We start from the raw sequence: 23,696 nt of genomic DNA, 5'->3' as shown, positions 1-23,696 counted from the left end.
CTTCCTCCTAATAATTTTTTATTTTAAATATGTAATCTCAGAAATTCGAAATCCATCTATTTCTGTTACATATTTAAATTCCAGAATTAAGTTGTTTTGTTTTACCAAAAACAATCCTTTTTTTACTTTTGTAACAGTTCTTGGTTTTTCATAATTAAATAGACTTGGTTTACTTTTATAAGTAACTTTGTAATTCTTATTTATACTAAAATAGTACGATGTAAATTCATCAGCTAATTCTGCAGTAGTTACATGATTTCCTAAAAACATTTCTAGTTCTTTTTTATTTTGATAAATGGTTAAGTGGCCGTTCTTATCAATATCATCAAATATTAATTTGAATTACCCTCCTAAGTCATTAATCACATTTTGTGATAATTCATCTTCAAACAAATAATTGTATTAAACTTTTTGTTTCAAATCTCCTACTTTGATTGGAGTTAAAGCATCTGTTTGAGGTTCATCCTTTATAAAGGTGTTATAAAAAACAAACATCATAGCTAAAACGCCTAACACTAAAAACAATCTCTTAATCTTCATCCTTTCACAATGTGATATTCTCCAAAAAACGTAAAAAAGCCCTTTTCGGAGTTATATTTAAAAAGAAAGTAAAAGTAAAAAACTTAAACTATCTTTGAAAATCGAAACCCCGAAAGGGCTATAGTAGTTATAGATATAAAAAATTGAAATTAAAAAAGGTATACTTAATTTTAACAAATTACACTTGTAAAAACAACGATATTCAGAATATTTAACCCATTAAATTTATGCTATGATGAATATTATAAACCTTCAGAATGGAGTTTGATCTACAATTGAAAAAACGTCTAATTTCTGTTTTTCCAATATTAATATTTATAATTGGTGTTACCTTACTTTCACTAAGACAGTTCGTTTTTTTTCCATATAAGGTTTCTGGAGTTTCTATGGAAAACTCCTTATTTAATAATGACAAGGTATTAATTAATCACCTTATCCATTCAATAGAAGATCTGCAAAGATTTGATATAGTTGTTGTTAATTCCCCCCTAGAAAACGCTTCTAATAATAAAACAATTATAAAAAGAGTAGTTGGTTTACCTGGAGATACAATAGAATTTAAATCACAGCAGCTTTATATAAATGGACTTGTAGAAAAAGATCTATACTCAAAAGGTGAAACAGCTGATTTTTCATTAAAAAGTATTTATGGTCTCGATAGGGTTCCGAATGACACAATTTTTGTATTAGGAGATAATCGTGAAGAAAGCTTAGACAGCAGATTTAAAGAAATAGGATTTATATCTTTGAATAATATTGAAGGTAAGGTAGTTTTACGTTATAAACCGTTCAATAAAATCATGAAATTTTAATATAATTAATTAAACATATAAAAAAAGCTCCAACTGTAGGACAGTCGGAGCTTTTTACAATATAATTTTGATTAGTTAAGTTTTACTGATACAAAAACTTATAGATGAACCTTCTAAAATCTTCGCTATTATAATTTTCCGCTAAAATCTTATTTAGATTTAGCTACATCATTAGAATTTGATGCAAGTAATCCATTACCCTGCTCTTTAGAAGTTGTTCCTGCAGTTTTCTGTTCTGGCTTTTGCTCTGGTTTCTGTTCTGGTTTTTCTTTCTCAAGAACTACCACATTTACTGTTTCAGTTGAGCTGTTTCCTGCCTTATCGTTTGCCGTTACTTGAACTGATATTGTGCCTGGTTTACTTGTATCATACGCTGCCACTGTTACTACTGGGTTTGGATCTTTATTATCTTTTACACTTACTAAACTTTCTGGACTTAATTTATCTCCCACATTTACGGTTACACCTTGTTTTGCTGTAATTACTGGTGCTTCTGTATCTTTTTCCTCTTCTTTTTCTACTACTTTTACTGTTACTGTTGCAGTTGAGCTGTTACCCACATTATCTGTTGCCGTTACTTGAACTGATATTGTACCTGGCTTACTTGTATCATACGCTCCCACTGTTACTATTGGATTTGGATCTTTATTATCTCTTACAATTACTAAACTTTCTGGACTTAATTTATCTCCTACATGTACGGTTACATCTTGTTTTACTGTAATTACTGGTGCCTCTGTATCTTTCTCCTCTTCTTTTTCCACTACTTTAACAGTTATCGTTGCAGTTGAGCTGTTACCAGCATTATCTGTTGCCGTTACTTGAACTGATATTGTACCTGGCTTACTTGTATCATATGCTCCGACTGTTACTACTGGGTTTGGATCTTTATTATCTTTTACTTCTACTAAATCTCCTGCATTTAAGCTATCTCCTACATGTACAGTTACATCTTGTTTTGCTGTAATTACTGGTGCTTCTATATCTTTTTCCTCTTCCTTTTCTACTACTTTAACGGTTACTGTTGTACTTGAGCTATTTCCTGATGCATCTGTTGCCGTTACTATTACTTGAATTTCCCCTGCCTTACTTGTATCGTACGTTCCTACTGTTACTATTGGGCTTGGATCTTTATTATCTTTTACTTCTACTAAACCCCCTGCATTTAAGCCATCTCCTACATGTACAGTTACATCTTGTTTCGCTGTAATTACTGGTGCTTCCGTATCTTTTTCCTCTTCTTTTTCTACTACTTTAACAGTTACTGTTGTACTTGAGCTATTTCCTGATGCATCTGTTGCCGTTACTGTTACTTGAATTTCCCCTGCCTTACTTGTATCGTACGCTCCTACTGTTACTACTGGGTTTGGATCTTTATTATCTCTTACGTCTACCAAATCTCCTGCATTTAAGCTATCTCCTACATAAACAGTTACACCTTGTTTTGCTGTAATTACTGGTGCCACTGTATCTTTTTCAGGTTTCTCTGGTTTTGTTGTACCACCATCGTTACCATCCCCACCTGTTGGTGGTTCTGTACCTCCTCCACCATCGTTACCATCTCCGCCTGTTGGTGGTTTTGTACCTCCTCCACCATCGTTACCATCTCCGCCTGTTGGTGGTTTTGTACCTCCTCCACCATCGTTACCATCTCCGCCTGTTGGTGGTTTTGTATTTCCTCCACCATTATTACCTTCACCACCTGTTGGCGGTTTCACTTCCCCGACACCTGTGTCACCAGAAGTTGGTGGTTTTTTATCATTATTAATTGGAGGTATTGAGTTATCTGCAATAGCCACTCCATCATTGATATTTATATCGCCACCAAATACAAAGTTCTTACTATCCTTATTATCCGAGACAGAAGGATTATTTGTTGCTGATGCTATAGAAGAATTTAAATCCGAAAAACGATTACTTGATTTATCACCGTCAATAACTGATGCTAGGTTTCGGTCTGAATTTATAGCTGCGGTTGCAATTGAATCCGTTAAATCATCAAATTTCTTTTTAGTTTTGTTATTTTCAATAATACCAGCTAAATTTTGATCAGAGCTACGTTTTGCATTATCAATGATTTCATCAAAATCATTAGCATTTAAATTTTCAGTTGTTTCATTCTTACTTTCATCTTTTTTCTCATCTTTCTTCTTTTCTTTTTCACTATCCTTTTTCTTTTTAGATACTGATGCTGTTTTAGTGCTCTTTTTTTCTGAAGAGAACAGCGAGCAGCCTGTAACTACCCCAACACTTAAGGTAGTTACAGTAGTCGTCAGTAACACTTTCTTTAAAATTTTTGAATAATCTAAAGGCACAATCAATTCCTCCCTATTACTTAGCCTGCACTTATAATTGCTACAGATGTAGCAGAGCTATTAGGTGCAGAATTGTTGATTTTTTCAAGTAAATCTTTATTTCCAACCTTTTGAGCAAACTTTTTAGCTTCCTCAGATTTATTTAATTTCAAATAACTATTAACAATGATTCCTTCTCTTCTGCCATCTAGTGGCACTTGATCTCTTAATTTGATAACTTCTTCATGTTTGTTATCTAATGCAGAAATTTCAAAATTAATTAGTGGATTTTTTGTTTTTAATTCTTTTACTTTTTTCAAATTATCTACAGCTATATAATATGAAACTACTGATTCTGCAAAATCTTGTTCTAAGTCAATTGCCTTTTGTGCTTTACCACTTAATAGATACGTAAATAAAACTGCCTTTTTATCTTCTTTTCCTAACTTTTTATAATCGACTTTATCAAATTCCAAGGCAGCATCTTGATATTTTTGAACTGCAGATAACCTTAATCCATTTATTAAATTTGCATTAACTTCTAAACTATTTACATTATTTGCAGATGCAGCCTGTGAATTTTTCATATCGCTAAAGGCAAAACCTGCTACTACTAATAAAACAATTGATGCGACTCCTATAATAGCGTACTTATACTTTTTCATATTATTTAAGATTCCTTTTTTATCGATTACTACTTTCTCATCCTGTTCAAATTTAGTTACATTTGCTAGATTTCTTTCCTTATTTAAATTAATTTCATCACTTTCTGGTTCCCTTTTAGCCACAACTATTTTTTGTCTCTTTTGAGCTTCTTCTATTTTCTTTTCTTCCTCTAATCTTCTTTTTCTTACTTCTTCAAGTTTTTTCTCTTCTTCTTTCCGTCGTGCTTTTGCCTGTTCCCTTGCTTCTTCCTCGGCCCTTCTACGTGCTGCCGCTTCTTTACGTTCCCTTGCTTCTTCCTCTGCTTTTCTACATGCTTCTGCTTCTTCACGTTTCGTTGTTTCTTCCTCGGCCCTTCTACGTGCTTCCTCTTCTTTACGTTCTCTTGCTTCTTCCTCTGCTTTTCTACGTGCTTCTGCCTCTTCACGTTTCCTTGTTTCTTCCTCGGCCTTTCTACGTGCTTCCGTTTCTTTACGTTCTCTTGCTTCTTCTTCCGCCTTTCTACGCGCTTCCGTTTCTTTACGTTCTCTTGCTTCTTCTTCCGCCTTTCTACGTGCTTCCGCTTCTTTACGTTTCCTCGCTTCTTCTTCTGCTTTTCTACGTGCTTCCGCTTCTTCACGTTCTCTTGCTTCTTCTTCCGCCTTTCTACGCGCTTCCTCTTCTTCACGTTCTCTTGCTTCTTCTTCTGCTTCTGGTTGTTCTATATTAAATTCGCTTTCAGAAGTGCTTGACTGTTTTTGAATTGTTGTAATCCAATCAAGAGCCGGATTACTTTTTGAAGCTTCATTTTTAGGTGTATTTAAAACTACACTTTCTTCACTTTGTTTCAGTGGTTGTTCTGAACGCTCTTGCTGGAATTGCTCACTTACTTGATCCCCATGGAAATCTCCATATTGTTCTTCTTCCTCTGCTAGTAATCGTTCTCTTCGTTCTTTTTCTTGTCTAATTCTTTCTTTAATTACGTTTCTTTTTCTATTATTTTGCATATAACAACAATGGCCTCCTTTCTATTGGTACCTCATAAATGAGAGTAATTAAATTATTTATCCTTCATAATTAATCATGAGATATTTCTATAGAAAAACTAAGGAAAAATAAAGATAATATTATTTTTTTAAGCATGATAAATAAAAAGAAGGATAAACAGGTAGCACCCATTTATCCTTCTTTTTATTTATCATCTATTGAGTTTTTAGTACATGTTATACCCTTAATACATCACTTCGTTTCCAATTTTCAGATAAAAAAAAGATACAATACGCTCGTTATACTGTATATTCCGATAAATAAGAATATATATTTTCACACCATATTAAGTTCATCCATTACTCTCAACTTTTCATGTAGTAGATCAAAAATTTCATCTTTATAGTCACATTTCTTCAATCTTTTAATTGCTTCATCCTTTATTTGTGACACTCTTTCAGTTGTTATCATAAGTGCTTTTGCAATTTCTTTATGCAAATATACTTTACTATCTAGAAGACCAAAACATAGATTTAGTACCATCTTTTGCTTTGAGTTTAATACTTCATCAAATATTAACCATATCTCGTAATTTAGGTCCTCAATTACCATCTCATTTGTTGACGGAATTGCTGAACTATCATCATAGAATGGATTTGATATACCTATATCTTCATTTATTGTATCTATATCCAAAGTCATAGTAGTAGCCCGCTTATAATATACGTTGTGCTTAATGACTGTTTCGCTAGTTACATTTAACTCTTTTACTACTTCTTCCACTGAAGGGGTCCTGTTGTACATTTGTAGATATTTATCTTCTAACTCGACATATCTTAAATTAAATTGATTCACATAATTAGGGATTTTAAAAGGCCCAGACTTTTTTTTACATATAATTCCTAACATACTTTTTTGTATCCACCAAAAAGCGTACGTGGAAAAGCAATAACCTAAAGCCGGATTAAAATCTTCCATTGCCCGTAACATTCCCTCATTACCTTCTTGAACTAGATCATCAAACTCTATATCAGGGTGCTTGTTTTTGTACTTTCTTGCAATAGATAATACTAGTCCTACATTCACATGAAACAAATAATCACGTAGATCCTTTTCACCATGTTTGTACCGCTGAAATAATTTTAAACTTTCTTGTTTTGATAGTACCTTATAATTCCCAATTCCCTTAATTTCAAAAGTGTTTTCTTCTGGATTAGCCATTGGCTTAATACTTCTTGCAGTAGAACCTTGTGTTATAGTTTTATTTAATGACTCATCGCGATTCAAGCTGCTATATGATTGATTCATACCTATTCCGTTGCCAAAACCTTATAAAAGTCTATAAAGTTTGTTTATTTCCCTGTTCTACGAGTCCGGTTTTGCCAAAGCTACTACCGTTTGATATAACTCTCCGAGGGCGTAAATTCGGATACAACGCATCCTACATATTAGCCATAACGTTTAGGTGTTAATTGGCTAATTCATAACGTGACAAGTTGATGGCTGCATTTAAATCCCGATCTATGACATGACTACAAGCACTTTTGTATGTGCGATCAGATAGCTTTAGATCTTTCTTGATGCTTCCACAACTTGAACACGTCTTAGAAGATGGATACCATTTATCAGCTTCAATAAATTCAATACCATATTTTTCGCTTTTATATTGAATTTGTCGCTTAAGCTCATATAAACATTGTTTTGCAATAGCTTTAGACAAGTGCTTATTCTTCATCATTCCTTTGATGTTCAAGGTTTCCATCACGATTCGATATGGCTTGGTTTTCACGATATCTTTCGTGACTTGATGAAGATAATTTGTTCTGATATTGGTCAACCTTCTATGCAAGTGTTGTATTTTCTTTTCGACTTTTATAATGTTGCCGGTTTTGATGAAACGGTTTCCCTCCTTATTTATTTCATATTTGCGAGAAACTTGACGTTGCAACCTACGAAGGCGTTTCTCTACCTTTTTTACTGTTTGTGTTTTGTTGATATTTTTCTTTTTCTCTCCATCCGAGCAAACAGCCAGTTCCTTCACACCAACGTCAATATCTAGTGAGACATCTGTTAATTCTATTTTGGGACACTCGTTTTCTACGCCAACGGACAAATACCAATACTTTCCGTCGAGATGAATACGTGGATTCGTATACTTTACATCGACTGGTAATGATTCTGAAATTTTCATCCATCCAACTTTTTCAATCAACACTTCGTTATTTCGAACTTTCAATTTCACATTATCGTTGTAAAAAGACGGCTTGGATTTTCTTCTACTTTTGAAACATGGTTTATTAGCCAGTCCCTTGAAGAATCGCTTATATGCTTCACAAGCATCTTTGATCGCTTGCTTTGTAATGTTATTGGATACTTCGTATAGCCATACATATTCTTCTGTTTGTTTCAGAACTGTTAATTCTTTACGAAGGAGGCCGTCAGATAGAAATTTACCACCGTGCTTGTGATTTTCTTCTTGTTTACCTAATGTCCAGTTATAAGCCCATCGGGCTGTTCCAACGGATTTCCAAAGTTGATGTTCTTGTTCTTTATTTGGTCTTATTCTTACTTTCCTCGCAAGTATCATTTTCCATCAACTCCTTAATCATCTTCTTGGCTTTATTGGCTCTTTTGCCTTGCAATCTACAGCTGAAAACAGTGACAATCTGAATTAAATCTTCTACTAATTCTTGTTCCTCGGTCTTTTTTGTATGGTCAATGACCTCAATAGTCGTTCCATATTTATTACATAGGTTTTCGATTAATTCATACCCGAATCGAATTAACCGATCTTTATATAGAATAACAATCTTTTCTACTTCCGAATTAGTGACCTTATCAATTAATTCATTTAATCCCTTTTTATTATAGTTAATCCCACTTCCTATATCAGTGATGATTTCAAATTGATAGCCTTTAGCAAACATATACGTTTTTACGTTATCAATTTGTTTTTCCAAATCATCTTTCTGTTTATGAGAGCTAACTCTACAGTATCCTATCACTATTTTGTTTAACTGCATTTCACCTTTAATACCCAAGAAGTGATTAAGTTGTTCTTGTGAGTAATATCGATAACCACTATCCGTTACGTGATGTGGTTTAAAAACATTTTGTTTATCCCAGTTTCTTAACGTTTGAGTTGTCTTTCCTATTAAATTAGCAAATTCACCAATGGAATAGTACTTCATCTATATCACCTCTCTAATTATTATTACTTAAACTTTATAATAATTAGAGGGTCTTTTATAAAGTTTTATAGATTTATTTCAACTGTTACTCCCCTCCCTTCTCATTTTATCGAATTGTTTCTAAAAACATCTTTGTCTCCTTTTGTACGTTACTAATCAACTTACAATTCCTTGCGCATGTATTGGCAACTTCTTTATGTGCTTTCGTTTTTCTCAATTCTATATAAATATCGCATCCTTTGCAGATGCTACTAATACCTTCCATTATTTCTAATTGTCTTCTTCTTTCATATAAAAACTGCTCTTTCGTTTTCTTCTCGCTTACTCGTCTCCCCATTTGTTTCACCTCGTATACATGAATAGTATTATTTAGTAATTAAAAACTACTATCGATATTACATAGATACGAAACTTCGCCCTAAAACTCTTCCAAATTTATCCTGTATGTATATGATATAGGATTATAACAAAATGTAAAATAAATTATTCTAAAAATTTCAAGAAATTACCGAGATATTAAAATATCCATCATTTCCTTATGATTAAACTAATTATATGTATATAAATCTTGATAATCATCAAGGTTTATATACAATTTAAACCCTGATGACTATCAAGAACACGTATAAAATAATAGATGTTTTATATTCTTCTATACAAAACATCCGTTTAGAAAGAGTAAAAAATAAATTTACCTTTAAAGCTTACAAATTTATATTTCCTCGAACCTCATATGTAATTTTTGTATAATTAACATAGAAATTTCGATTTTATAAAAACACTCATTCTAATTATGGTATAGAAAAGTAATTAATCATTTCTATCCCTTATTAATATGTTTTTTAACTTATTTCAATTAAAATAGCGTTTATCTCACTTTCTCTATTGCTGGAATATAATCGTTTAACAGTAAATCATCTAGCCCCTTTCCAAGATTAATATCCCAACTTGCATAATTAATACTTATCCCTTCTTGATAAAGCGCTTGCGCACATTCTAATAACGACCGCTGAACATCTGAATTTGTAATCATATCCATATCTAAAGCAAACGTCGCCTGTTTAACTCCCATTTTTTTTAATGGTTCAATTAATATTCTCCATACTTTAACCCCAGGTATTGATACAACTGTTGTACCATACATTACTTTTTCCTCATTTGTTAGAAGCTCGTCTAAGTTTTCTGCAGCAATATCAGACTTTAGACTACCTTCTGAAATCCATACATTATCCTTTTTTATTAATTCTCCACGTTCCCAATTTTTCAGCTCTCGACTAGGTACTGCTACATGTATTGGCAATGGGTTTCCTGCTCCCGTGCCATGAAATCTCCCACCTGAGCTAACCCAAATATATTTACTTTCTAACTTTAATTGTACTTCACCTAATTTTTCACCTTCATAATTAATTTCATACCATTCTTTAACATCGATTTCACCTTTAAATATAGACTCTATCTTCCCATTAATTTCATAGGTCACCTCTATAGTATTGGGTTGCTCAATAACTTCTGCCTTAAAGCTTGGTTTATAATTTTTTACAACTGTCATATATTCAGGATTATCAATTCTACATTGAAAACCGCATATCTGATTATATATATTTCTCTGAGGTATTAATAAAGAATCTCTCCTTCCTGCAAATGTGAAATATCTTCCATCCTTTGTTCCTTTTGCATAAAATCCTGGAATTCCAACAACATAGCTTGTTTTCCCCCCTACTTTTTTTATTAGCTCTTTCGTAGTATCCCAAGGTTTAATAGGAAAACTTTTGTAATTTCTAACACTTATTACTTCTCTTGTAATCCTACGTTTTGATCCCATTAACATTTTAATATGTTCATCTCGCACGTCTAAAGATTCTAGGAATAAAGTGTAAATAATATCAAGGGTGTAATCATTTTTCCTCCTATGTTCCTTAATCATCTGTTCTTGAGAAAAGTCATATCCCCTTTTTTGATCTTCAGCTACTATATGTAAATAGCCTGCTTCCCCGAATACTGTTTCTGATGGAATTCGTCCACATATTATTTTGGTTTCAGAATTATTAACCATGCACCATCCTTGCTTACCACATATAGGGCACGTTGTTCTATAATATTCAAACCATCTCTCATTACTCCCCTTATTCATGCTCCTCACTGGCCTTAATATTCTACTTGCTGCTAACTTTTCAATTGACATCACATATCTCCTTTTCCCTTGATCAAATAAAAAAGCCCTTTGGAATACGGAGGTTAAATACCACACAAACGTGTAATTTAATCCGTAACCCGAAGGGCTTTATGTAATCACTAGAAAATAAAAAAATTAACAAGCTATAGTAAGAATATACCAAAAATTCTTTATTTAATCAAATAATCTTCTAATATTATAAAACTCCACACTATAATTATACATGGGCATCTCACCGCTTAACCCCTTTTGGACCTTTTGAAGCGAGAACTTCTTCGGAATTAGATACTATTTTAGCAATCTATATTTACTAAGCTATAAGGGTCCCCCTTATTAACCGTTCACTAATGTTTTTCTGCTTACTTTTTTTGGTACAGTATACTCTCTACTAACCAATTAACTGCGCTATTAAGCGCAATCTTGTTGACCATAATCTATTTCTTGTAAACAATCATCACAACATTATATTTTGTTCAAAATTAATTAATCCTACTCAAAAACACTTTAGAATAAGGACTATAAAACAGTCATATAATTATCAATCTCATGTTGATACCAACAGAAAATCAATACATCTCACCCAAATTTGACATTGACATGTCAAATGAGATTAACATATCAAACGAAGCGCACCAACTTTATCACTAGTATCCACCGGTTAACATCAACATAACATTAACAAGCGATTACTTATCAAAAATGTTTGTACCTATCTAAACTTCAAGATCTATATTAGTTGAACATTAGTCCATTGCAACAGATTGCACGGAAATAAGTTGATTAATAAACTACCTTTGAAAATGTTTCAATGCTAGTAAGACATAAAAAAGAAACACCTTGAAACTATCAATCTCATGTTGATACCGATGAAAAGATAACTGATTTTTAATCTTTCATTTGTTATTAACATGTCAACCGAGATTAACATGTTAACCAATTGTTTTCTTTTGTTATCGATATCATTTTGAATAAGATTGACATAACATTAACAATAAGGTGTCAAAAAAGAAGAATCGTTTATAGCTTTCAAGATTTCAAAATCTATATCGGTTGAAATTTTTCTTCTGCGGCAGTTTTCTCGAAGTGAATCTAGTGACGATTTATCCTAGAAAATGTCTCGACACCATCAAAACATAGTTAAAAATTTAATCGGGATAATAAATGATGACAGCATTTTACCCTTTATTTATCATTGACATACAGTCTAAAAACAACACATAGAAAGGAATACTGTCTATATTGTTAATGTCATATCAATAATTTTCATTTAACATTAATATGACATTAACAATTAAGTAGTTGAAATACGCATAAATACATGTCTTGGGTCATCGAGATCTGTATTAGTTATAAATTTATTTACTACAACAGATTTCTAATGAAAAATCAAAAAACACTCTAAAAGAACTATAATTGCACTTAGAAACTAACAAGAACTCCATACAATTGATAGTTTCTTATTAGTGACACCAAAAAATCAACAGTTTTCCCTTTGTTTATCATTGATATGTAACCTGAAATTGACATGTTAAGCGATTATTTTCTTTTGCAATCAATATCATTCTAATTAATATTGATATGACATTAACAATAAGGTGTCAAAAAGGAGAAGTGTTTATAGCTTTCAAGATTTCAAAATCTATATTGGTGATTTTTTTCTTCTGTGGTGGTTTGCTCGAAGCAAATCTAGTGATGATCTATCCTAGAAGTTGTTTTCACACTATCAAAAAATAGTTAAAATTTAATCGCAATAACAAATGACGACAGTAATTCAATGCTTTTCAGCCTTTGTTTATCATTGGTATATAGTCTAAAAGCGATACGTAGAGAGAAACGCTATCTATATTGTTAATGTCATATCAACAATATGCATTAAACATCGATATAACATTAACAATTATGTAGTTGTAATACGCATAGATGCAGATCTTGGTTCTTCGGAATTTGCATTAGTTAAAAATTTATCTACCACAACAGGTTTCTATTGGAAAATCAAAAAAAGAAAACATCCTAAAAGAACAATAATTCTGGCTAGAAACTAACAAGAACTCCATACAATTGATAGTTTCTTATTAGTAACACAACAAAATTAACAGTTTTCTCTTTATTTGTAATTGATATGTGACCTGAGATTGACATGTTAATAGGGATAGTTATCCATCAATAGTAGTGTCACATCAACTATCACCCATACGTGTTGACATAACATTAACAATCATTGATTCTAAAGTTGAGAATATACATACAAATAGAGCTTTAGATTCTACATCTATTAAATGGCTTTTTTCTATAGCAAAATTCACTGGATAAATCGGAGAAGATATCATTCTTGAAAGTATTTTGATAGTAGCCAAAAACAATAAATTACTTTTTATTACTTCCGATTTAAAAGTAGCAATTGTATGAATCAATTTTGATTATATAGAAATCACTTGTAAAGGGCGATACCCCCTAGAAAAAGTGAGTTTATATTAAACCGCATAAAAGTACTTCAATAACCTATAATAGCCATCACGTGCATTCTAAAGACCTACTGAAACCAATTAACTATACCATTCTTGGTTTTCTACTACCGAGTATCATAAATCACAATAAATATAGGCCTTTATTTACTATTAGTATGGGCTTTTCGCTTTAGATTTATACATACTTTTTAGCTTTTAAGTCTTTAAGTTTAATGCTATATCCTTATAATTTATTTACAAATCACTAATATTTTCTTATCATTAATATATTGTAGACTAATTTGTTAATTTCATAGCAACAATAATCATTAATAACTAACGGATTATTAACTGGACATTAGCAATAGTTAATTCTAAATCCTTATTTATCAACTTCATGTTAACAAGTGGTGCTTTATATATCAATGACACATTTCATGTGAATGTCAATCGATAAAGGTATTGAGGTTTATATCGTCGAAAGACACTTAACATATCAATCTCACTTTATATGTTAATTCCATTTTGCTATGGCCATTATATTTCAAGGAGGTACAACGATGATTGAACAAGATAACAAAAATACAACTGAACATATGGAGTCAAATAATACAAACTCTAGTCATGAAGATACTTTTGAAAAAGCTTGGCGAATAACAGAGTTTTCAAAACTAGTAGGCCGACATCATAACACTGTATACAATTGGTTCAATATCCTAGAGGAAAAGGGGTTACACGGAACATTAAGAACCAATAATACAAATGAAAAGCTATATAACACACTGGATTTAGACATAGCTTTATTTATCAAGCTAAAAAGGGATGAAAAGTGGTCGCTAGATGCAATTATTGAGCTTTTACCACATCAATTTGAACTAAGACCAGTTTCTCCAGAAAATCAAAACAGTGAAGTATCAACCCAATTAAACATGCAGGAAGCTGCAGCGACTATTGAAAAAATAGTCGAGCAAAAGATTCAAATGCATTTACAAAACATTGAATTAGAGTATCAAGGAAAGTTTGAAGATGCTATACGTGCAGTGCTCCCTGAACCAGAAGACCCTGAAATGTTAAAAGAGCGCCAAAGACAAGAAAGACTAGATAATATGATAATTCAACATAGAGCGCGTACAGAATTAAGGAAACAAGCTGAAAGAGAGTGGAGTTCACAACCAGAAGAAACTCGTATTAAAAAAGTTGGCTGGTTTAAAAAAGAGGAAGATCTTGCGAGAAAACAACTTTTCATAGAAAACTATATTGATGAGAACATGATTGAATACATGAAAAATGTAATGAGAACAGAAAAATAAGCCTGGAAAATTCCAGGCTTATTTTTTATTTTGTTCCAAACATCTTATCGGGATCCATAAATGCAGCTAATTCTTCATCATTTTGCGTTTGTGGTTCTTCATCTTTAACTGGTTCTAATTCAAAGTAATCACCAAAGTTAATATTGAAGTCATCGTCCGAGTCTTGCGCTTCAATAGTATTAATTTGTGACTTTGTATATTGAATTTGACTCTGTTTTTTCTTAAATTCGTTATATTCTTCAACTAATCCTTTAGATAAACGTGATGGTAGTGCATCTGTCTTATAGAAAGTATACACGCTGCCCATAAAGTCATTTTTACTCACTAAATAACCATTAAAAACAGTTCCATTGATTGGTAGTTTATTTGTCACTTCTACTTTTGCATCATCCATAAATGAATCATCAATGTTCTTCTGTTCATCTAAAATTGCTAACATACCAAAATGATGTACCTTCGATGCCTCTAAATCTCCATTTTCATTTGTCTTCATCAGGTCAATAGGGTGATGGAATGAGCTTCCTTTCAATGATTCTGAGAACATATCTACAATTTCTTCACTGTTTTCAATTTGATTCATATTACGTGAAACCTTATTAATTACTAAACAGCCTGTTCTTTCTAGTAAAATTCGTTTAAAGTCCTGAGAATCTAGAATTACTGATGTTCCTGAACCATTTGCAGCTGTATTTAACTCATGAATAATATCTCCAATGCGTTGGTTTGCATAGTCTCGTGAGTTTCCAATGCCTTTTTTCTCATTTTCGTTTAATCCCTTAAACTCATCATAGAAGTGTTGGTTATCTGCAAATACAACAAATGCAACGCCTTTCGCTGGATCATTAGCTAACTTCCAAATTTCTTGTGAAAATTTATTCACCTGTCTTAGTACATCAGGCCCATCAGCTCTAACTGGAAGTGTAACTACAATACCCATTTTAATGAAATCTTTACGCTCAATAGCATTATTGAAAGCAATTCTTGCATACTTTTGTTGATTTTTTATTAATTCTTCTCTAGGAATTTTCATTGCCATACTTTTAAGTTCTTCAGCAATTACAGGTTTATTATGAAAAGCGGAGAATTCTTCAATTGCTTGAATAATTGTAGATGTACCTGTACCACCGCCTAAACCTGCAAAAAATAGTACTAATTCATCAGTTGGTCTAACACGTTCCGTTATAAATTCTTTTAATTTATCTTTAGCTTCTTCATTAGATTCTAAAACCTTTACAGCACGCTCAGGATTCTTACCCAAACCACCTAATTTTAGTGAAACTTGGTTACTTTTCGGCACATTTTTCAGTTCAGCTAAATCCCCATCATTACTATTCAATGCTAGGCAATTATAAACTGCTGTACCGTCTGTATGCTTATACTCAGCAAATTTATCTACCATTCTAGTTCCAGCTTGACCAAAACCAACCATAGTCATTTTCACAGCTACTTCGTTTTTCAGAAAGTTTTTTGCCATTATTTTATCTCTCCCTTATTCTCATTACTTTTTTTACGTTTCCCTAATTCAACTAATACTTGTTGTCCCCTAATAGTTGAAATTAAAAACTTATACGGATGCATAATTTTTTCTGTTATTAATGACATTGAAGCTAAAGTAGCAACACTACCTTCTGCCGATCTTCTTGAAATGTTAGTTCTTTCAAGTTCTAATGAATAGGATTTACCCTTAGGTTTCTTTACTCTCCTATCAATAACAACACTTTCTACTATTTCATTTATTGAGATTCCTCTCATATACTTTGTCTCTTGGTATTGTTTGTTTACTTGAGATCCTATGTAATGAAATACATTGTAGAGTATTTCGTCTCCTTCAATAATGTCTGCAAACATTTCCACAACTTCTTCAGTGAATTTGTTTTGTTTATATTTTTCACTTAATACCTCGTTCAAGTTGTCCCCCCCTTAAAACGTTGGTTAATTATTCCTAAAAATATATTACATCATTGTAAGACGTATATCAAGTTATTATATATAAGACTTATATTAAGTTGTTATATATAAGTCTTATATAATATTTACAAAATGTAAAATTGAAACAATGCCCTATATATCAACGTCAAATATATAAGACGTACATGAAAGTCGTTCATATAAGCATTAAATAAAACATGTTAATATCAGGTTTCATATAACTAACAATAACTATTAAATAATAAATATGAGTGCAGTATTTATGTACATTTTTATCTAGAATTATAATTCCAATATATAATACTCCTAAAATAACGTACTATTATCATGGTCATTTTATTTATACATCTTATATATACGAACTACATATAAGACGTATGGATAAACACTTATTATTAAAGGTTTTATATGCTTTTATATTAATTTCATGTCAATAGAATATTACCACGAATTATTACACGACTCATTTAAAGGTCTTATATGAAAGACTTATAAACAAAACGTGTATATAACCCTATAAAAAAGAGTAATACTTCTTAAGTATTACTCTTTTAACTATATAGTTTTATATAAAACACTTAGTTTATTAAACAGATCTTTATGATCCTTCTTCTTTTTTAATAACTCATTTTTCTGTTGGTTGTCTACAGAAAGGAAAGGGGATGTCAATGTCATGTTATAATTCGTTATTTCTTTTATTAATTCCGTAGTTATTTCTGAGATTTGCAGAAATAACACATAAAATTGTGATTCATTTTCATTCATTTGTTTTTCTCTGAAATTAAGTTCTACAAACTTGTCAGTATAACTTGTCAATTTCATATCAATATAATCACTATAACTCACATGTAAAGCCATAAAGCGATTAAACTCAGATGAACTAATTAATTTCTTTGTTAAGCATAGATGCACTAAATATATCCTATATACAGCTTTAAATGAAATAATATATTTAGTTCTTTTTTTTCTTAATTGGATGTATTCACCGTATTTGTTGATTAGAAATCTTAATTGATTAGATTTTATCCTCAAAATTCTACTGACTTGTGCGGTATTATACGTTTTATAAGGATCTAGAGCTGCAAACTTTAATGGGATTATCTCATGTTCGTTACATAATGTGTTGATTACTTTGGTATAAAGAAGGTCCGTTTCAAATTCACTTTGTATTATCTTTGTTATTAACCCATATTCTGTGTTCCAATTCCGCATTTTTTCACCCCTTAAATCAGATTGTAACATGCAAAATATGAAATATACACAATTTTCATTTACTTTATTATGTTTATTTACTTATTTCTTTTATGATGTAATTTTTCCTTCTGATAAACAAATACCTCTACAGAATTAAATGCAATTCTGTTTAATACTTAGTTTCATCTATGCAAAAGTATATACACTGTACATTTTATCTATTTTAGATACTCTACACATATATGACGGAGTACATATGACGAACCCTTTTTTCATCATTAGAGTTCGTCATATGTTCTCTTATCTATGTCGAAGTACATAAGACGAACTCTAATAGCAAATTTCTACTTAATAACATTGAAGTTTATTACTCACACCTGACGAAATAATAGGTGTTTTTAAACCAAGAGTCCATGGGGGATAACGGGTTACTTTTTTGCAAATTTCAGTTAAAATATACATTAATCATTTTTATGTACTGAACTGCTTAATTTATCCAAAATTAATTACTTTCATTTCATGATAATCGCACTCGATTTTATGCAATTTTACGTATATTTTTTCCATTTCAAAGGAGTGTTTAAAATTGAAAAAATCATTTGACCATGCCGTTAAATATATCGTCGGAGAGAATGATCGTGGTGTTTATTTTAATCGTTCTGATATTTTTACAGTTTTATTTTTATATGAACAACGAACTGTATCTCAAATTCAATTACGAAAATTCTATGAATTGATAAGTGGGGAGCCTATAAGTCGAACCACATTTTCATCCAAGTTAACTAAATGGGCAAAAATGAAATTAATAAAAAAAGAAAATATAAGTGTGAGAAAAAAGCGTGGCTTTACATTGGATTTCGTTTCTATCACTTCAAAGGGAGCAGAAATATTATATCGTTTAAAATTAATCACTGATTGCAGTACCTCGTTTGTTACCAAAAGGCAATATGAACACAATATAGCTATTACACAATTTGTGCTAAATCTACTTGAAGCAGAATCCCTAAATGAACATACCGGTGCAATTGTAGGTGGTAATGGCGATTATCTTTTTCCACTAAACTCACTTGTGAAGCAAAACTTACATTTGCCCAACCTAATGTATTCCAATTCAAATAATGTTTACTTTTTATACGAAGATGAAGAATATCGCGAAATGTTTCAGCCAGAACTTCAACCCGTTTCCTTCCAACCAGATCTACCTCAACTCGTTTATTCATTTCGTCCATCTAAAGAGTTTTATCCCGATTCAAAGGGAAACCCTTTAATCATTCCTGATTGGGTTCTTACTTGTAAAGATTCTATTATCAATATTGAAGTTGATACTGGATCAGAAAACATTCCATTTTTAGAAAACAAACTAAAAAAATATCTCGATATCGCTGCTGCTAACCCATCTAAACAATTTTACGTGTTATTTTCAGTGATTGATGACTCCTATCACACAATTTCTACTTACAAAAAAAGGACTACACGTGTAACAAATTTAAAAAAAGCTTTCAGCAATATACCACGTTTAAGTGTAGTGAATAACCTAAATGTCTACGTATGCAATATGGGTGGATCGGCACTTGTAATAAATAATATTCTTCAAGAAATTCGCGAAGTTAATAGTTTAAGCAAAAGTCATATGCTCAAAAAAATCACTGAACGTTTAAATGTAAATTCTTCTTTCCCTTATTCTGTAAAGTGGATATCTAATAAAAATGAAATGCAAGCGAAAGGGATTCAGCATTCTAAACTACTTGAGCTAACAGATGACATTTTGGTATTACGAAAAAAATCACCTGATGAAGAAAAAAAACCTTTAGATTACTTAGAAATATTATGTCTATTAACAATACTTAAGGTAGGGGAGGTTAACACACACTTTAAATTACAACAATTATCAGGATTGTTGGCCATGCAAAATCAACACCGAACACTAAACCCAATTAAGATTTTGGGGATATATGAAGCGGATGAATTAGAGCATGGGCAGCAAGCCATTTTTACTGATTTATATCACAATTCCATAGCACCAGAGAATATATTATTGGCTACTTCTGCTGAATTGCTTAATTTCACCGCTGCTTTTTATTCGTTAAAAGAGAGGGTGAAACAAGAATTTGGAGAATGCAGTTCAAAAAGATGCTGAACTCAATAATGCACCAGGTAATGGGGAGGATCCAAAAGCCGGAAAGAGCAAAAAAAATTCCTATACAGTTACAATCGACATTACAAAAAGCTGGAAATATCGTTTAGCAGCCCGCTCATCTTACTATGTTGTGACATTACTACTTCTGCTAGCTTGGTATTTTGCTTTTAGAGGAATATATAAATACACTTCTTTCTGGTCAATACAAATGGGGGCTCCATTACCTACTTTAAGTATCTTGGGTAATCCGTTTGAAACTAATTATTACATTGAAACCTTTTTTAGCTTTTGGATTTTAATTTATACTTGGCAACTATCAACCAAGGTTAAGACCTATCAGGAGATAAAGCGTAGATGGTTTATTTTCTCGATGATGTTAATTGGTATAGTTGCCCAGTACTTATGGGCATTTAGTGTTCCATTAGCTAAGATATTTATTCCATTCTTACATTCGAAAGCTGGAGAAGTTTCACTAAATGACAAAGGATTAGAGGCTACTATACTTTCAAATTTTAGTAATATCATGCACCTTGTATTTGCTATACCTGTAATTATTATTATTCTCGTGCTCTTATGGCTCTTTAAGATTTTTTATGAACATAAAAAAGAGCTTTTAGATGAATTCGGAAAATGGGAATGCGTATTTAAAATACCTGGTTGGATGCTTTCCTTTTTGAATGATGATCGTCAACGGAAACTTGCTACTTCATTACACAGATTTTTCACTGAAAAAAATCCATCAAAATTGCCAGAACCCGATATCTTTCTTGGTCCTAACAGTGCTACACGGGAAATGGCAGTAATACAAGGTAAGTCTTTAACACTTAATATAATGATCATCGGTAACATTGGTACAGGTAAATCAGCTGCACTAGGTTTACCAATTGCTAATCAAATTCTTGACTATATGGCTTCAATGATTAATAACTTTAAAACCTTATATGCAAGAAAAGATTATCATTCAGAGGATGTAAAAGGAACGCAGGTAAATGGTCTTACAGTTATCGAGCCATCTAATGACTTCTGCGAAAAGGTATATAACTTGGTATTGGCACACAAGATTCCCGATAGTGTTATTTTCTATTTAGATCCAACAAATCCTGATACCCCTTCAATAAATTTCGTACGTGGTCCAGTTGATAAAGTTGCTGAGATGTTATGTTCAGTATTAACGGGGCTCTCTGATAATGGAGCAGGAAATCCTTTCTTCGTTCAATCTGAGCGTTCCCATCTTAAACAACATATTTACTTGTTAAAACTCCATGATTCAAAATTTGAAGCTAGATTTGAACATTTAATTGATATGTATAATGATGCTAACCTCGTTTTTGAGATGCATCTTAAGTTAAAAGGGCGACTTCCAAATGATATTGAATCTATACCTGATAGAGATGAGAGAAATCATTGGCGCATATTGAAGCAAGTTGATGAATGGTTTGATTTAAATTATGTGCCTGAAATTTCTGGCGGTCGTGGAGGAGGGGAAGTTGTTTATCATACTGAAGGGAAATACTATGGGCAGCCAAAGATTATCGATAAACAAGAAACCTTCGTTCGTGGTTTACGAAACACATTAAATGATATTTCAGCTCAACCTCTGCTTCGTCGTGTATTATGTGGTCCATCAGATTTTGACTTTGAAAAGCATTTGGAATTTGGAGGCATCCTTTTAATCAATACTGCGAAAGGGGAACTTTCTGATTTATCTGATGTATTCGGTAAATTATGTTTGTATGCCGTGCAGAATGCCGTTTTCCGTCGTAAGCCTAACGTATCTCCTTACCATCCTGTTTTAGTCGATGAGTTTGCTGATTACATTTATAAAGCATTTAAAAGTTTTCCTGCTCAATCACGTAAATATAAAGCACCTTTAATTGTTATTGCACAAACAATTAGTCAATTAGCAATTGAACATGGCCCAAGATTCATGGATATCCTGTTAGGTACATTTCGTAATAAACTTGTTTATGGTGATATTACTAATGAAGACGCTAAATTGTTTAGTAAGCTTATGGGTACGAAAACAATTTATGAAGCACGTGAAGGTGATCAAGAAATTGATATGGTAACAACTGAAACGAAAACACAAAGTACCCGTAGAACATCCTACTCTTATTCGAAAACAGAGGTACCCATTCTATCTGAAAATGATATATTGATTCAAAAAGCATTCCAGTGTGCTGCTAAAATTGTAAAAGATAACGCCCCACAAGGTGGAATACAAGTAAATGCAAACTTTGTTCCTTCTATTGAGTTTAAAACAGCTAAAATTCAAGTTGATGCAGAAGCAGCTGCTTATTGGTTGAAAATTCGAGAAGAGTCATTAAATGCGGAAATTAAATATGATGATTATGTCACAGATACAGATGTTGATAGTGAAGAAAATGTAATTGAGGAATTGAGTACACCTACAACAGTGCCGACTGCAATAGAAGGTTGGTTACAGAAGTTAAATCCTGATACTTATGATTATTACAATAACGAAGATGATACTGACAATGAAGATGAATTAACAAATAATCAACCTGTGCAAGATAACTCAAGAAAATCTGCTCCTAAGCTAGAAAAGGAGGGCACTACAGCATCAATTGCTACTTCTAATACAACAGAACCCGCAAAAATTAATGAAGTAATCAATTTTCAAAAAGAAAATGTACCAGATACAGGTAAACATAGAGAACCTATTGAACTTAACAACAAAGCACCAGTTATTACTGAAACTCCAATAGAAGTGCCAAGGGCGAAGCATACACCACAATATAGAGAGCCTGCTTACACATCGACTGTAACTCATAATCAGCAGGAACAGGAAATTCAACGAACTGCAGAAATCAATGGTAAAAATACAACATCTAACTTAACAATGCAATGGTTACAACAAATGGCTGCTACTGCTTCTCAAGATGTTGAAAATACATTACCTTTAGATGAAATGGACGGAGGCTCTCGTCTTCACAATCGGAAAGTGGCAGAAGTAACTCCAGAAAGTGCGGAAATTAAGGATAAACTCAGTCAATATATCGAAGGTGACATTGATTATGATTGATAAGCTATGCATATAACGAATATTTATAACGGTAAAAAGGTGTGGGTTGTATACTCATACCTTTTTATTATTTCATATTCCACTTTCCGCAAGAAGACCATTTCTTTATGCTAAAATTTAATTGAGTTTGTGTAGAAGCAGAAAATGGATTAATTATTAAGGGTTGGAGGAATGACATTGGAAATAGCCAAATTAAATTTGCCCATTGATAGTATGCACTTTTTACTTAAGCATCAAATTAAAGGAAATGAATTTGAATGTCTCAATGTAGAATTTTACACCTATTCAAATGGTTTTCTTTTAGATGTAGTGGAATGGACAAAACAAAATGATTTTTCTCTATCGATATTGGATAAAGATTATACAGAAGCGTTTTTAGCGAGTTTAGAGAAGTTTAAACCATACCTTGTTATTGGGAGTAATATGGATTCAGGTAATCTAATTGCTATCTACCAGCCCACAGGAGAAATATATGAGCTAGAACATGAGATTACGGAAAGAGTAGAAAGATATTTTGTTAATTCTTCTATAGAGAAAATGTATTCCTGCTTCAATTGCTTTAAAAAGTATTGGGTTCAGCTAGCAGAGCAGGGGCACTACAAAGATTGTGATCTAATAAAGACTTTTCATGATTTGAAGAACAAATTAGTCGAGCTTGATAATAACATATTAATTAATGATGATAACTACAATAGACACTTTTGGAATTGTTTATATCATGGCAATTTAAACTTTCTTTTGGAAAAGTCAGACGAGAAATAGATTATCTTTAATTGAGATACTTACTGAAGGAACGTGTTCAATACTATGGGAGATATTTTGTTAAAATGTAAAATCAAAATTGTGATGATTTTCACTTAAACAAACGGGGCAGGTTAGTTTAAATTCAATTAAAAAGACAATAACAAAAAGGAAGGGCAACAGACTGCCCCTTCCTTTTATAATTCAGGTAATGAAACCCTTGCAATAACACTTTCGTCTTCAGTTAAAATCAAAA

General features: G+C 32.0%; 15 protein-coding genes and 1 pseudogene. 5 read left to right on the top strand and 11 right to left on the bottom strand.

What is annotated here, in order from left to right:
• Window positions 1-18: 18 nt before the first annotated feature.
• A pseudogene (locus tag AC1DKZ_RS29970) lies at window positions 19-540 on the bottom strand (peptide ABC transporter ATP-binding protein).
• A 275-nt stretch (window positions 541-815) separates the two neighbouring features.
• Between AC1DKZ_RS29970 and lepB the strand changes: the two are divergent.
• The gene (gene lepB / locus AC1DKZ_RS29965; RefSeq protein ID WP_404511750.1) at window positions 816-1,352 is read left to right on the top strand and encodes a signal peptidase I; all 537 of its coding nucleotides are present in this window, start codon (window positions 816-818) and stop codon (window positions 1,350-1,352) included.
• 149 nt (window positions 1,353-1,501) lie between these two features.
• On the opposite strand, the gene AC1DKZ_RS29960 is transcribed toward lepB, so the two are convergent.
• From AC1DKZ_RS29960 to AC1DKZ_RS29930, 7 genes are all read right to left on the bottom strand, one after another.
• Complete coding sequence (locus tag AC1DKZ_RS29960) at window positions 1,502-3,667, bottom strand: adhesin (RefSeq protein WP_476997715.1); 2,166 nt, start codon at window positions 3,665-3,667, stop codon at window positions 1,502-1,504.
• A 20-nt stretch (window positions 3,668-3,687) separates the two neighbouring features.
• Window positions 3,688-5,295, bottom strand: a complete 1,608-nt coding sequence (locus AC1DKZ_RS29955) for a hypothetical protein (RefSeq protein ID WP_476997714.1) — start codon at window positions 5,293-5,295, stop codon at window positions 3,688-3,690.
• A gap of 316 nt (window positions 5,296-5,611) precedes the next feature.
• Window positions 5,612-6,583 carry a sigma-70 family RNA polymerase sigma factor gene (locus AC1DKZ_RS29950; RefSeq protein ID WP_476997713.1) on the bottom strand — a complete coding sequence of 324 codons (972 nt, stop codon included), beginning with the start codon at window positions 6,581-6,583 and terminating at the stop codon, window positions 5,612-5,614.
• Between the two features lie 160 nt (window positions 6,584-6,743).
• Entirely contained in the window at window positions 6,744-7,862 is a 1,119-nt protein-coding gene (locus AC1DKZ_RS29945; protein ID WP_476997712.1) for an RNA-guided endonuclease InsQ/TnpB family protein, read from the bottom strand.
• Window positions 7,825-8,466 (bottom strand): IS607 family transposase, encoded by a 642-nt coding sequence (locus AC1DKZ_RS29940; protein ID WP_404511741.1) that lies wholly within the window; start codon window positions 8,464-8,466, stop codon window positions 7,825-7,827. Before AC1DKZ_RS29940 ends, AC1DKZ_RS29945 begins: the two co-directional genes overlap by 38 nt.
• Window positions 8,467-8,572: 106 nt before the next feature.
• Window positions 8,573-8,803, bottom strand: a complete 231-nt coding sequence (locus AC1DKZ_RS29935) for a hypothetical protein (protein ID WP_000533697.1) — start codon at window positions 8,801-8,803, stop codon at window positions 8,573-8,575.
• A gap of 531 nt (window positions 8,804-9,334) precedes the next feature.
• Window positions 9,335-10,648: a DNA primase gene (locus AC1DKZ_RS29930; RefSeq protein WP_476997711.1), complete on the bottom strand. Its 1,314-nt coding sequence runs from the start codon at window positions 10,646-10,648 to the stop codon at window positions 9,335-9,337.
• A 2,995-nt stretch (window positions 10,649-13,643) separates the two neighbouring features.
• Between AC1DKZ_RS29930 and AC1DKZ_RS29925 the strand changes: the two genes are divergently transcribed.
• Window positions 13,644-14,393, top strand: coding sequence for a MerR family transcriptional regulator (locus tag AC1DKZ_RS29925; RefSeq protein WP_098169009.1), 750 nt, complete (start codon window positions 13,644-13,646; stop codon window positions 14,391-14,393).
• A 25-nt stretch (window positions 14,394-14,418) separates the two neighbouring features.
• Here AC1DKZ_RS29925 and AC1DKZ_RS29920 read toward each other — a convergent pair whose 3' ends face one another.
• From AC1DKZ_RS29920 to AC1DKZ_RS29910, 3 genes are all read right to left on the bottom strand, one after another.
• Window positions 14,419-15,867: an FtsZ/tubulin family protein gene (locus AC1DKZ_RS29920; RefSeq protein ID WP_476997710.1), complete on the bottom strand. Its 1,449-nt coding sequence runs from the start codon at window positions 15,865-15,867 to the stop codon at window positions 14,419-14,421.
• Complete coding sequence (locus AC1DKZ_RS29915) at window positions 15,867-16,301, bottom strand: hypothetical protein (RefSeq protein WP_001006721.1); 435 nt, start codon at window positions 16,299-16,301, stop codon at window positions 15,867-15,869. The genes AC1DKZ_RS29920 and AC1DKZ_RS29915 overlap by 1 nt, the downstream gene beginning before the upstream one ends.
• 576 nt (window positions 16,302-16,877) lie before the next feature.
• Window positions 16,878-17,564 (bottom strand): hypothetical protein, encoded by a 687-nt coding sequence (locus AC1DKZ_RS29910; protein WP_476997709.1) that lies wholly within the window; start codon window positions 17,562-17,564, stop codon window positions 16,878-16,880.
• Between the two features lie 538 nt (window positions 17,565-18,102).
• Here AC1DKZ_RS29910 and AC1DKZ_RS29905 point away from each other — a divergent pair.
• The 3 genes from AC1DKZ_RS29905 (at window position 18,103) to AC1DKZ_RS29895 (ending at window position 23,461) form a co-directional block, all read left to right on the top strand.
• Window positions 18,103-19,653, top strand: coding sequence for a replication-relaxation family protein (locus AC1DKZ_RS29905; RefSeq protein WP_476997708.1), 1,551 nt, complete (start codon window positions 18,103-18,105; stop codon window positions 19,651-19,653).
• Window positions 19,625-22,699 carry a type IV secretory system conjugative DNA transfer family protein gene (locus AC1DKZ_RS29900; protein WP_476997707.1) on the top strand — a complete coding sequence of 1,025 codons (3,075 nt, stop codon included), beginning with the start codon at window positions 19,625-19,627 and terminating at the stop codon, window positions 22,697-22,699. Before AC1DKZ_RS29905 ends, AC1DKZ_RS29900 begins: the two co-directional genes overlap by 29 nt.
• Window positions 22,700-22,870: 171 nt before the next feature.
• The gene (locus AC1DKZ_RS29895; protein ID WP_327898195.1) at window positions 22,871-23,461 is read left to right on the top strand and encodes an SUKH-4 family immunity protein; all 591 of its coding nucleotides are present in this window, start codon (window positions 22,871-22,873) and stop codon (window positions 23,459-23,461) included.
• The last annotated feature ends 235 nt before the right edge of the window (window positions 23,462-23,696 follow it).

It is taken from the genome of Bacillus sp. 05T21 (assembly GCF_056396785.1).
This window is presented reverse-complemented; position numbering and strand designations above follow the sequence as displayed.